The organism is Actinoplanes sp. NPDC049802 (assembly GCF_040656595.1).
GTDB lineage: Bacteria > Actinomycetota > Actinomycetes > Mycobacteriales > Micromonosporaceae > Actinoplanes.
The window spans coordinates 248128-260653 of record NZ_JBFAMR010000003.1 but is presented as its reverse complement, the minus strand read 5'-3'; the positions used below and the strand labels follow the sequence as shown (position 1 = coordinate 260653).

Genomic DNA, 12526 nt, shown 5'->3' with positions numbered 1-12526 from the left:
CTGGATCAGGACTCAACGGAGATCGTCTTGGTCGAGGTGATGAAGGCGGTCAGGGAAAGGTTGAGTTCCCATCCCTGCTCACCGCCGCTGAGCTTGGCGTTCTCGATCAGTACGGCGCGCGGCTGCACGGTCTGCAGGTGCTCGACGAACTTGATGATCTTGTCAACGTCGGCGCCCTCGATGTTCAGGGTGATCGGCAGTCGACTCACCGACGGCGTGGTGGTGGACACCTCGGGCGCGGAGGCGCTGTATCCGCTGGCGTCGACGCCGTACTTGACGCCCAGCGTCTGGAGCTGCTTCAAGAACTCGGGGATCTTGTTGGTGTTCCCCCCGTACGGCAGCGCCTTCTGTGCCTCGGCCAGGGTGGCCTTGTAATCGTCGACCTTCTTGAGCTGAGCCTTGAGCTCGGCCAGCTTCTTCCGTTCCGTGGTCAGCTGGACCAGCGTGTCGGCGGTGTCGGTCTGCACGCTGTCCCGGGTGGCGTACTGCGGCTTGATCATCAGGAACCAGCCGCCCGCCACGAGCAGAAGGGTCAGGGCGAGGCCGCCGAAGAGCCAGATCTGGTCGATGCGGCGTGCGTTCATCACTTGCCTTCGCTCGGGCAGTCGGAGGTGAACCGGCCGCAGAGGGCCTTCCTGGTGACGGAGACCGACACGGTGAAGGTCACCGTGCCCTGGTCCTGCTTCGTCACGCTGGTGACGAACGGGTTCGCCACGTGCTTGAGGCCGCCGAGCCGGTTCACGTAGTCGGCGACCAGGCGCTTGTCCTTGGTGGTGCCGGTGATGGTCAGGTTGCCGACGGTGCTGGAGGCCGCCTCCTCACCGTCTCCCTTGACCAGGCCGCCGCTGATCTCGGAGATCTTCACGTCGTCCCCGGCCTTGTCCCGGAGCAGGTTGAGCATGTTGGTCCAGGAGAGATCGCCGGCGAGCATCGAGGCCAGCTCGGTGTCGAGGGCCTTGCCGCCCTCCTGGTACTCGACCAGATCCCTGAGCTCGTCGGTCTTCTGCGCCGCCCGGACCTTGGTGAGGGCCTGGAAGGTGTCGTTGTACTGCTCGTCAGCGGTCTGCTTGGCGAGCCCGGCCTGCCAGTACCAGGTGCCCAGGCCGGCCAGCGTGACCAGCACCAGCAGGATGACCAGCGAGCGGGTGCGCCGGGCCCGGCGGCCGTCCCGGATCTCCGGCGGCAGCAGGTCGGCGCGGATGCTGAGGACCCGGGCCGCCTGCCGCGGTGAGACAGTCGGGTCCACGGGCATCAACGCGGTGGTGCTCATCAGGCCGCTCCGAGGGTGAGGCCGATCGACACCGCCGCCGACGGCACGAAACTGTCGAACCCGCGCTCGCGCGCCTTGCGGGTGTCACGCAGCCGGGCCGCGCTGTCCGCGTACATGACCGCGACACCGAGCTGCTCCTGCAGGTGCTCGGCGAGCCCCGGCATGAGCGAACTGCCACCGCACAGCGAGATCCGGGTGACCTGCTTCTGCCGCTCGCCGGAGGCCAGGTAGGTGAACGAGCTGCGCAGCTCGCTGGAGAGCGGGCGGACCGCGTCGACCAGGGCGGCCACCGTGTCCGGGTCGCCGTTGCCGTGCAGGCCGTACCGGCACTTGAGCGCCTCGGCCTCGGCGATGTCCAGGCCGAGGCGGGTGGCGATGCCCTCGGTGATCTCGGCGCCACCCCGCGGCAGGGTACGCACGAACAGCGGCTCGCCGTCAGCGTGCACCACCACGCTGGTGATGTTGGCGCCGATGTCGACGATCGCCTCCACCTGGGCGTCCAGCCGGGAGGCGGCGCGCAGCATGGCGAACGAGGCGAGGTCGACGCCGGTGACCTTCAGGCCGGCCTTCTGGACCGCCTGGACCAGGGTGAGCACGGCCTCCTTGGGCATGGCGATCAGCAGTCCGCGTACGGTCGGGTTGTCCCCGGCCTGCTCCAGCGGGTAGAAGTCGAGCAGCGAGCGCTCGACCGCCAGCGGCAGCTGCTCCTTGACCTGGAAGGGCAACGCCTGGCGCCGCTGTCCGGCCGGAAGGTTCGCGATCGACGTCTCACGGACCACCAGCTGCGGGTTGGTGACCGCGAGGCTGACCCGCTTGCTGCCGAACCGGCAGGCGGCCCAGAGCTGCTTGAGCGCGGCGGTGACCGCGCCCGGGTTCTGCACCACGCCGGCCGCGACGGTGCCCGGCTCCAGCGGGAACTGGCCGAAGTTGAGCAGGGTGTAGTCGTCCTTGCTGCGCCGGACCTCGACGGCCCGGATGGAGGACGAGCCGATGTCGAGCCCGATCGGCGTTGCGCGAGCCATCGGTCTTCCTTCCGTGAACGGTCAGGCGGTGGGGAACAGCAGGGTGGTGTACCAGTCGGCGAGCGGCGCCGCGGCGAACACCGCCAGGAAGGCGCCGGCCAGCATGTACGGCCCGAACGGCACCCGGGTCTTGCGGCTGACCAGCTTGAGGGCCAGCAGGACACCGCCGGCCAGACCGCCGAGCAGGAACGCGGCGAACGCGCCGACCGCGACCGCGCTCCAGCCGAGCCAGCCGAGGTGGAAGCCGAGCAGCGGGGCCAGCTTCACGTCGCCGCCGCCCATGCCCCAGAACGCCAGCACCCGGTAGAGCAGGTAGAGCAGGCCCGCGGCGAGGGCGCCGCGGATCAGGTCCGCCGGGGAGCCGGCGGCCAGCGAGACCGGCACCAGCAGGGCGGCGGCCACGCCGTACGAGGGAAGGACGATCTTGTCGGGCAGCCGCATCACGTCCAGGTCGATCATCGCCAGGGCGATCGCGACGGCGGCCAGATAGAGGTAGGCGGGCAACTCCCAGGACCAGCCGAAACGGGCCGCGACCGCCGCGAAGAGGGCGGCTGTGCCGGCCTCGACCAGCGGGTAGCGGGCGCTGATCCGGGCGCCGCAGTCGGCGCACCGGCCGCGCAGCACGATCCAGCCGAGCACCGGCACGTTGTGCCGGGCCCGGACCGGGTTGCCGCACTCGGGGCAGTGCGACCCGGGCCGCACCAGCGACTCGCCGCGGGGCACCCGGTGGATCACGACGTTCAGGAAGGAGCCGACGGCGAGTCCGAGGAGGGCCACGATGCCGATCAGCGGGGACTGGGGCACAGCGGTTCCTCCTCGGGTTCGTCGGTGCGGGGCTCCGGGTGACGCCGCCGACGGCGTCACCCGGAGCTTCCATCAGGAGCCTGAGCAGGTCGCCAGCGTGGTGAGGCCGCCGTTCATCTCGGTCACGGAGCCACCGGTCTTGCTGTCGTAGAGGAACCACTTCTTCTCTGTGCCACCGGTGTTGCGGGCGCAGATCTTGTAGGAACCGGAACTGTCGGTCGCCGGCACGTAGCCGAGCAGGGTGCCGTCGGAGACGGTGATCTTGCCCGCCTGCGTGGCCGTTCCCGAGGCCAGCCCGAGGTCCAGCGGTTTGCCGCTGTCTTCGGTGCCGGAGTTGACTTCCTTCGGGTAGGTGTTGCTGTTGGCGGTGTAGAACTGCTCGACCGCGCTGATCGCGCCTCGGACGTCCGACTGAGCCGCCTTGTCGGCCGCGCCCTGGCGGTAGTTCAGGTACACCGGCACGGCGATCGCGACCAGCACACCGATGATGACCACCACGACCAGCAGCTCGATCAGGGTGAAGCCTTCGTCGTTCTTCTTGCCGGCGCGGAGTCGGTCGATGATGTCCTGCATTCGGGGTGCCTCCATGGGCGTTGGGGTGGGGTGGGGAAGACCGGGCTCGGGCGCCCGGGTGGTGCTTCCGGCCGTCGGGAGTCGGCCGGGGATCGGCGATTGCCTCGTCGCGGGGCGTCAGCTCTGGATGTTCTGGTAGATCGTGAACATCGGCAGGTAAAGGCAGATGACCATGCCGCCGACCACGGTGCCCATGACGAGCACCATGATGGGTTCGATGGAGGCGGTCAGTGACTCGGCGGCGGCGTCGACCTCTCGGTCGTAGAAGTCGGCAACCTTGTCGAGCATCTGACTGATCTGACCGCTCTCCTCCCCGACTTCGATCATCTGGGTGACCATCGCCGGGAAGATCGGGTGATGCCGTAGCGCCGAAGACATCGTGTTGCCGTCCCGGACGGCCGACTGGACGTCCTTCATCGCGAGGTTGATGACTTCGTTGCCGGTGGTCTCGCCGACCACCGCCAGCGCCTGCATGACCGGAACACCGACGTTCAGGAGAAGGCCCAGGTTGCGGGAGAAGCGGCTCATCGCCAGCTTCTGCAGGAGCGGCCCGAAGACCGGCATTCGCATCTTGATCCTGTCGACCTTGAGACGGAACTCCTCGCTGGCGCGCATCTGGCGCTTGTAGGCGACGCTCGAGCTGATCATCGTGCCCAGCACGATCGGCCCGATCCAGCCCATGTTGTGGCTGGTGGTGACCAGGAACTGGGTGATCGCCGGCAGCTCGCCACCGAGGTTCTCGAACATCGCCTCGAAGACCGGAACGATGAAGATCAGGACCCCGGCGATCATGAGGAAGGTGAAGCCCAGCACGATCGCCGGATAGGTCAGCGCGCCCTTGATCTTGCCGCGGAGCGCGGTGTCCTTCTCCAGGCTCTCGGCGATCTGCTCGAGCGCCTGGTCGATCATGCCGCCGGTCTCGCCGGCCCGGATCATGGCGATCATCAGGCGCGGGAAGACCCGGTCGTGCTTCGCCATCGACGCCGAGAGCCCGGCGCCGCCGGCCACGTCGGTGCGCACCTCGGCGATCGCCTTCTTCAACGGCGGCGCGGAGGTCTGCTCCTCGAGGATCGACAGTGACCGCAGCAGCGACATGCCGGACGCGGTCATCGTGGCGAACTGCCGTGCGAACACGGCGAGGTCCTTCAGCTTGACGCCGCCGCCCAGGCCGGGGATCTTGAGCTCCATCTGGAGGCCCTGGCCGGCCTCGGTGACGCCGAGCGGCACCTCGCCGCGCTGGCGCAGCATGTGGGTGGCGGCGGCCTCGTTGGGCGCCTCGATGGTGCCCTTGGCCTTCTTGCCGGTGGCGTCGATCGCCTCGTACTGGAAAGTCTTGGTGGACGGCATCGGATCACGACCGTCCCACGAGGCGCTTGAGCTCCTCGCCGGAATGGCAGATCTCCAGCGCGGCCTGCATGCTGACCACGCCCTCCCGGACCTTCTCACCCAGGTGCTGGTCGAAGGCGAGCATGCCCTCGCTGCCGCCGGCCTGCATGAACGACGGGATCTGGTGCGTCTTGCCCTCCCGGATCAGGCTCCGGATCGCCGGCGTGCAGGTCAGGATCTCGCAGATGACCTGGCGCCCCTTCCCGTCGGCGGTCGGCGCCAGCGCCTGCGTGATCACGCCCTGGAGGCTGGCCGCCAGCTGGGCGCGGATCTGCAGCTGCTGATGCGGAGGGAAGATGTCGATGACGCGGTCGATGGTCTGGGTGGCGCTCTGCGTGTGCAGGGTCGCCATCACCAGGTGACCGGTCTCGGCGGCGGTCAGCGCCGTCGAGGTGGTCTCCAGGTCACGGAGCTCGCCGACCAGGATGATGTCGGGGTCCTGGCGCAGGGCGTGCTTGAGCGCGCTGGCGAAGGTGCCGGTGTCGGAGCCGACCTCCCGCTGGTTCACCACGCTCCGCTTGTGCGGGTGCAGGAACTCGATCGGGTCCTCGATCGTGATGATGTGGTCGGCCCGGCTGCGGTTGGCCAGGTCGAGCAGCGACGCCAGGGTGGTGGTCTTGCCGGAACCGGTCGGGCCGGTCACCAGCACCAGACCGCGGGGCAGGTGCGCGAAACGGCCCACCGACTCCGGCATGCCCAGCTCGTCCAGCGGTTTGATCTTGTGCGGGATGGCCCGGAAGACCGCGCCGCACGAGGTCCGCTGGCGGTACAGGTTGCCGCGGAACCGGGAGACGCCGACGATGCTGTGCGCGAAGTCCATCTCCTGCTCGTGCAGGAAGGTCTCCCACTGGGCCGGGGTGACCGCCGCGCGGGCCAGCAGCTCGGTGTCGGCGGTGTTGAGCTTGCCGTAACCGGGCACCGGCCGCAGCGAGCCGTTCACCCGCATCATCGGCGGGGAGCCGACGGTCAGGTGCAGGTCGGAGCCCTTCGCCTCGACCAGGGTGATGAGCAGCTGGTCGAGCACGTCCAGGCCGTCCGTGGAGGCGGCGGCACCCGGCCGTGCCTCGTGCTGGAGCGTGTCCATCTGTTCCCCCGGATCTTGCTCGGTGTTTCCGACGCCTGTTGATTCGGCACCGGGGGAATCCGGTTTAGGGACGTTCGGGTGCGGTGCGGGTACAGGTCCGCAACCGCTCAGACGGCCACCCGGGAGACCTCGCGGATCGAGGTCAGGCCGCCGACCGCCTTGGCCAGGCCGTCGGCACGCAGGTCGTACATGCCCTGGGCGATGGCGACCTCGCGGATCTCGCCGGCCGGGGCCCGCCGGATGCACAGCGACTCGATCTCCGGGCTCACCGGCATCACCTCGTGCACCGCGATCCGGCCCTTGTAACCGGTGTTCGCGCAGTTCCGGCAGCCCACCGGCTTGTACAGCACCTCGGGGACGGCCAGGTCCCGCAGCGGCCAGTTGGCGCCGATGATCTCCTCCTCGGTCGGCGTGTAGGGCTCCTTGCACCAGTCGCAGATCCGCCGGGCCAGACGCTGGGCCAGCACACAGTCCAGGGACGAGCCCACCAGGAACGGCTCGATGCCCATCTCGGTGAGCCGGGTGACCGCGCCCGGGGCGTCGTTGGTGTGCAGGGTGGAGAGCAGCAGGTGACCGGTGAGCGCGGCCTCGACGGCGATCTGCGCGGTGTTGCCGTCCCGGATCTCACCGATCAGCACCACGTCCGGGTCGGTACGCAGGATCGCCGGCAGCACCGCCGCGAAGGTCAGCCCGGCCTTGGCGTTGACCTGCACCTGGTTGATGCCGCGCAGCCGGTACTCGACCGGGTCCTCGACCGTGATCACGTTGATCTCCGGCCGGCTGATCTTGCCGAGGGTGGCGTACAGGGTGGTCGACTTGCCGGAGCCGGTCGGGCCGGTGACCAGCACCATCCCGTGTGGCTTGCTGAACGACGCGGAGAAGCGCTCCAGGTTGTGCTGGGTGAAGCCGAGTTTCGCCAGGTCCAGGTCGATGCCGCCGGTGTCCAGGACACGCAGCACGATCTTCTCGCCCCACACCGTCGGCAGGGTGGCGGTACGCAGATCGACGGTACGGTCCCGGATCAGGGCGGTGATCCGGCCGTTCTGCGGCACCCGCTTCTCGGTGATGTCGACGCCGGACATGATCTTGATGCGGGAGATCAGCGCCGACATGACGCCACGGGGCACCAGATCCACCTCGTGCAGCACGCCGTCGATCCGGTAGCGGACCCGCATGTCGTCCTCGGTCGGCTCCAGATGCAGGTCGGAGGCACGGTTCATGACGGCCTGCTCGATCAGGCTGTTCACGTACCGGACGATCGGGGCGTCGTCGGCGCTGGTGGCGTGCGCGGCCATCCCGGCCTGGTCGTCCTGCCCGTCGTCGGCCAGATCGGCCAGGTCGGCGCCCTCACGCTGCAACCGTTCGATGATCCGGCGCACCTCGCTGCGCGCCACCACCACCGGGCGGATCGTCATGCCGGTGGCCGCCCGTACGTCGTCCAGCGCCACCACGTCGGCCGGGTCGGTGACCCCGACCACCAGCTCGTTGTCGTTGATCGACAGGCCGAGCACCCGGTGCCGCAGCACCACCGGCAGCGGGATCCGTTTGAGCGCCGCCGGCTCCGGGGTGAACCCGACCAGATCCAGCGTGTTGATCCCGAACGCCGCGGCGGCCGCCGCGGTGAGCTGCTCCTCGGTGACCACCTGGTCGTTGATCAGAACCGCGCGCACCGACCGGCCGCTGCGCTGAGCCTCCGCGGCGGCCCGGTCGACCGCGGCGGGGTCCACGCCGATCTGCTTCAGGGCGTCGAGCAGCGGACGGAAGGTCTGATCCATGCGTACCTCAGCGGCGGAGGGAAAGAGCGCTCAACCCTCCATCGGACGTTTTCGCCCGGAACTGAGCGCGCACGGCGGCCGCGCTCGCCGTCGTACCCCTGCTGTGGTGGAGGCTGCGGGACCACTCAGCGTAACCCGGCCTCCCAGCGCTTGGGGCGGATCCCACCGCGAGCCGTCACGGCGTCACCGGCACCACCTCGAGCAGTCCGCTCAGGACCAGGACCTGCCGGACCTGAGTGGACGGGTGGGACAGGCTGAACCCGATGCCGCTGTCGCGGGCGCGCTGGAACCCGGAGATCAGCGCGCCCAGCCCGGTCGAGTCGATGAACGACACGCCGGACATGTCCACCACGATCCGCCGGGGGCGCGCCTCCACGGCCTCGCCCAGAGCCACCCGAACCCGCTCCACGGTGAGTATGTCGATCTCACCGTCGAGCGTCAGAGTGGTCGTGCCGTTCTCCTCCGTCACCGGGCCTCCTTTGCTGTGGCCATGGTTCCACGTACGGTAATCGACATGCCGATCCGTGGTGGCCTGCCGCCGCGCAACCCCCGCTTCGTGGGCCGTGACGACCTGCTGACCCGCGTGCGCGGCCTGCTCGGCAACGGTCCGGTGGTGCTGCTGCCGAGCCCGGAGCATCAACTCGGCGGCACCGGGCGTACCCAGCTCGCCGTCGAGTATGCCCACCGTCACGCCGAAGCCTACGACCTCATCTGGTGGATCCCCGCCGAGCAGAACGCCGGCACCCGGGCGTCGCTGGCCGGACTGGCCCAGGTGCTGGGAGTGCCGGAGGCGCGTGATCTGAACCGTACGCTCGGGGCGGTCCGCGACGCGCTGAGCCGTGGCGAGCCCTACCGCAACTGGCTGGTCGTCTTCGAGAACGCCAACCGGCCCGAGGACATCACGCCGTACCTTCCCAGCGGCGCCGGGCACGTGCTGGTCACCAGCCGCAACCCGCGCTGGACCGCCGAGGTGGCGCAGGCCCTGCCGGTGCCGGTGTTCTCCCGGGCGGACAGTGTGGACCTGCTGCGGTCCCGCGCCCCGGAGTTGTCCCCCGCCGACGCCGACCGGATCGCCGCCCGGCTCGACGACGTGCCGATGGCCCTCGACCTGGCGTCCGCCGTCCGCGAGGCCACCGGCCGGGCCGCCGACGCCTACCTGGCCGACCACGAGCGCCGCGCCGCCGAGCTGGCCTTCCCCACCCCGGTCCGGGTCGCCTGGGGACTGGCCGCCGAGGCGCTCGGCGCCGCCGCCCCGGCCGACCGGATGCTGCTGGAGCTGTGCACCTTCCTGGCCAGCGCGCCGATCGCGTGGCGGCTGCTGTGGGCGGCCCGCACCCTGCCGCTGGAACCGGAGTTGGCCCGCACCCTCCGCGTCGAGCGCCGGCTGCGCGCCGCGATGCGCCGGATCAGCCGGTACGGCCTGGCCGACCTGGACCCGGCGGGGGAGCGGCTCACCGTGCACCCGCTGATCCGGGGCATGTTCGGGCAGGAGCTCAGCTCGGAACGGCACGCGGCACTGCAGCGTACGGTCCGGGGCATGCTGGCGGCCGCCGACCCGGGCGACCCCGACGACCCGGCCGGCTGGTACCGGTACGCCGAACTGGCCCCGCACCTGATCCACTCCGACCTGCTCGGCGGCGACGCCGAGGAGGTCCGCCAGCTGGTGATCAACTGCATCCGGTACCACTTCGCCCGCGGCGACTACGACTCCAGCCGCGACCTGGCCGCCTCGGCGATGGCCCGCTGGCGCGACGCGCTGGGCGAGTCCGCCGAGCAGACCCTGCTGGCCGCCTTCCACCTGGCCAACGCGCTGCGGGCGGTCGGCCGTACGGCGGACGCGCGGAACCTGAACCTGCAGACCCTGCGCACCCAGCGGGAGGCGGTCGGCGCCGACGACGAGGCGACCCTGTCCACCGCCAACAGCGTCGGCGGCGACCTGCGGATCCAGGGCCACTTCGGCCAGGCCCGGCAACTCGACGCCGACAACCTGGTGCGGTACAGGCGCCTGTTCGGGGAGAGCTACCCGACCGCGCTGCGCTGCGCCAACAATCTCGCTGCCGACCTGCGGCTGCTCGGCGACTTCCGGGGCGCCCGGGCGCTGGACGAGCAGGTGCTGCGGCACCGGCAGGCGATCTTCGTGGACGGGCATCCGGAGATCGTGGCGTCCCGGGCCGCGCTGGCCTACGACCTGTTCGGCCTCGGCGACTACGCCGGCGCCGCCGACGTACTGGCCGGCCGGGCCGCCGGCCTCCCGGAGGACCACCTCTTCGCGCTCTGGGCGGGCCGGTTCGCCGCGATGGCCGCCCGCCGCCGTGGCGACCCGTCGGCGCGTGCGCTGGCCGAGAGGAACCTCGCGGCCTGCCGGCAGCGGTTCGGGGAACTGAGCGTCGACACGCTGGCCGCCGCGGTGTCGGCGGCACACTGCGCCCGCGCCGACGGCGACCTCGACCACGCCCACGAGCTGCTGGAACGCGCCGTGATCCGATACCACGCGGTGCTCGGCGACGAGCATCCGTTCACGCTGGCCGCCTCCGCCGGACTGGCCGGCGTGGTCCGGACGGCGGGCCGGCACCCCGAGGCGCGGACCATCGACGAGGAGGTCCTCGGCGGTCTGCGGCGCAGTGTCGGCGCCGACCATCCGTTCGCGCTGAGCTGCGCCAACGGGCTGGCCGCCGATCTCGTCGCGGTGGGCGAGGCACAACAGGCCCGGGAGCTGGCCGCCGACACGCTGCGCCGGTCCCGGGCGGTCCGCGGACCGGATCACCCGGACACCGTGGCCTGCTCGTGGAACCTGGCGCTCACCGGCGGCGACGACGCGGCCCGGCAGCAGGCGATCGACTCGTTCGCCAAGGCGTACAGCGACGGCCACCCGGTGTTCCGGGTGACCGCCGCCGGTCAAGCCGTGGAGACGGAGATCGACCTGCCGCCGCTATAGGACCTCCGCCGACTGCTTGTCGAGCAGGTTCGTCACCTCGACGGCCGGCATCGGCCGGGCGAAGTGGTAACCCTGGGCCCGGCCACAGGCCAGCTCACGCAGCCGTTCCGCCTGCCCGGCATCCTCCACGCCCTCGGCCACCGGGGACAGGTTGAAGGTACGGGCGATGTGCAGCACCGCCTCCGCCACCGAAGCCCCACCGGTCTCCGGCATCGCCTGCACGAACGAGCGGTCGATCTTGACGACGTCCACCGGCAGCGCGCTGAGGTGGCTGAGCGACGAGAAACCGGTGCCGAAGTCGTCCAGCGCGATCCGCACACCGAGCTCCTTGAGCGCGCCGAGCACCCGGGCCGACTCGACCAGGTCGGTGAGCGCCACCGACTCGGTCAGCTCCAGCACCAGGTCCTGCGGCGGCAGGCCGGTCCGGACCAGCACCTCACGTACCTCGTCCACGAGACGGGGGTTGGTGAGCTGCGACGCGGACAGGTTGACGTTCAGCTCGAAGCCGGGGAACCGGTCCTGCCAGGTCAGCGCCTGCCGGCAGGCCTCCTCCAGGACCCAGCCGCCCAGCCGGGGCACCTGCCCCAACTGCTCGGCCAGTTCCAGGAAGAGCGCCGGCGGGACCAGACCCTTCTTCGGATGCCGCCAGCGGACCAGGGCCTCCACACCGACGGTCATGCCACCGGCGTTCAGGTCCACGATCGGCTGGTAGTACACCTCGAACTCGCCGGCCTCCAGCCCGCGCATCAGATCCTGCTCGGCCAGGCGCCGCTGCTCGGCCTTCGCGAACAACACCGGATCGAACCGGCGGGCCACCCCGCCGCCGTCCCGCTTGGCCCGGATCAGGGCCTGGTCGGCACGGCGCAGCACACCGTCCAGCCCGTCGCCGCCGTCGGTGATCGCCACGCCGGCGCTGGCCCGGATGCTCAGCCCGATCTCACCCATCTGCAGCGGGCGGTGCAACTCGGTGAGGACACGCTCCGCCACCGCGACCGCGGCGTGCTCGTCCTCCAGACCGGGCAGCAGCACCACGAACTCGTCACCGTCGAGACGGGCCACGGTGTCGTTGGCGCGCACGTTCACCGACAGCCGCTCCGCCGCGGCACGCAGCAGATCGTCGCCGGCCGCGTGCCCGAACATGTCGTTCACGTCCTTCATGCCGTCCAGGTCGACCACGATCACCGCGGTCTTGGTGCGGGCCGGCTCGGCCAGCACCTCCTCGGCGTACTCGACGAACATCCGCCGGTTGCCGAGGCCGGTCAGCGGATCCCGGAACGACTGCTGGGCGAGCAGGGTCTGCTGCCGGTTCCGGTCCGGGTCGCTCCGGTGGCTGAGGAACTGCCGCAGCAGCCCGGCCCCGGCGACCATCAGCACCAGCCAGATCGCGCCCGGATGAAGATCCCCGGCCAGATGCCGGATGCCCATCGTGGCCAGCGCGAACGCCACCGTGGCGTACCGCAGCAGGCCGCGCCGGGTGTCCAGCAGCAGCACGGCCAGACCCAGACAGATCGTCGCCAGCAGCGGCACGACACGGCCGGTCAGCCCGCCAGGCTGGACGGGATCCACCGCCGGCCAGGCCAGCAGAACCAGCGACGCGAGCACCACCGAGTCGTCGACGACGGCCCGAAACCGGTCCCACAGAGCGTTGCGACCCACGTTCCACCTCCGGCGAGACAC

At 70.6% G+C, this 12526-nt stretch carries 11 protein-coding genes; 1 reads left to right on the top strand and 10 read right to left on the bottom strand.

What is annotated here, in order from left to right; genetic code table 11:
• Positions 1–5: 5 nt before the first annotated feature.
• The 9 genes from pilO to AB0I88_RS03815 all read right to left on the bottom strand — a co-directional run bounded on the left by pilO (position 6) and on the right by AB0I88_RS03815 (position 8383).
• Complete coding sequence (gene pilO / locus AB0I88_RS03855) at positions 6–584, bottom strand: type 4a pilus biogenesis protein PilO (RefSeq protein WP_361017931.1); 579 nt, start codon at positions 582–584, stop codon at positions 6–8.
• Positions 584–1270, bottom strand: coding sequence for a PilN domain-containing protein (locus tag AB0I88_RS03850; protein ID WP_361017929.1), 687 nt, complete (start codon positions 1268–1270; stop codon positions 584–586). The genes pilO and AB0I88_RS03850 overlap by 1 nt, the downstream gene beginning before the upstream one ends.
• Positions 1270–2292 carry a type IV pilus assembly protein PilM gene (gene pilM, locus AB0I88_RS03845; protein WP_361017927.1) on the bottom strand — a complete coding sequence of 341 codons (1023 nt, stop codon included), beginning with the start codon at positions 2290–2292 and terminating at the stop codon, positions 1270–1272. Before pilM ends, AB0I88_RS03850 begins: the two co-directional genes overlap by 1 nt.
• Before the next feature lie 21 nt (positions 2293–2313).
• Complete coding sequence (locus tag AB0I88_RS03840) at positions 2314–3096, bottom strand: prepilin peptidase (RefSeq protein WP_361017925.1); 783 nt, start codon at positions 3094–3096, stop codon at positions 2314–2316.
• A 72-nt stretch (positions 3097–3168) separates the two neighbouring features.
• Positions 3169–3684: a prepilin-type N-terminal cleavage/methylation domain-containing protein gene (locus AB0I88_RS03835; RefSeq protein ID WP_361017923.1), complete on the bottom strand. Its 516-nt coding sequence runs from the start codon at positions 3682–3684 to the stop codon at positions 3169–3171.
• Between the two features lie 102 nt (positions 3685–3786).
• Positions 3787–5016, bottom strand: a complete 1230-nt coding sequence (locus AB0I88_RS03830) for a type II secretion system F family protein (RefSeq protein ID WP_361017921.1) — start codon at positions 5014–5016, stop codon at positions 3787–3789.
• A 4-nt stretch (positions 5017–5020) separates the two neighbouring features.
• The gene (locus tag AB0I88_RS03825) at positions 5021–6139 is read right to left on the bottom strand and encodes a type IV pilus twitching motility protein PilT (RefSeq protein WP_361017919.1); all 1119 of its coding nucleotides are present in this window, start codon (positions 6137–6139) and stop codon (positions 5021–5023) included.
• A gap of 107 nt (positions 6140–6246) precedes the next feature.
• Complete coding sequence (locus AB0I88_RS03820; RefSeq protein ID WP_361017917.1) at positions 6247–7914, bottom strand: GspE/PulE family protein; 1668 nt, start codon at positions 7912–7914, stop codon at positions 6247–6249.
• A gap of 175 nt (positions 7915–8089) precedes the next feature.
• A complete protein-coding gene (locus AB0I88_RS03815) occupies positions 8090–8383 on the bottom strand; it encodes an STAS domain-containing protein (protein ID WP_361017915.1) in 294 nt (97 codons plus the stop codon).
• A 45-nt stretch (positions 8384–8428) separates the two neighbouring features.
• Here AB0I88_RS03815 and fxsT point away from each other — a divergent pair, with 45 nt between their 5' ends.
• Positions 8429–10849, top strand: coding sequence for an FxSxx-COOH system tetratricopeptide repeat protein (gene fxsT, locus AB0I88_RS03810; RefSeq protein WP_361017913.1), 2421 nt, complete (start codon positions 8429–8431; stop codon positions 10847–10849).
• Here fxsT and AB0I88_RS03805 read toward each other — a convergent pair.
• Positions 10844–12505: a bifunctional diguanylate cyclase/phosphodiesterase gene (locus tag AB0I88_RS03805; RefSeq protein ID WP_361017911.1), complete on the bottom strand. Its 1662-nt coding sequence runs from the start codon at positions 12503–12505 to the stop codon at positions 10844–10846. The genes fxsT and AB0I88_RS03805 overlap by 6 nt on opposite strands.
• Positions 12506–12526: the final 21 nt, after the last annotated feature.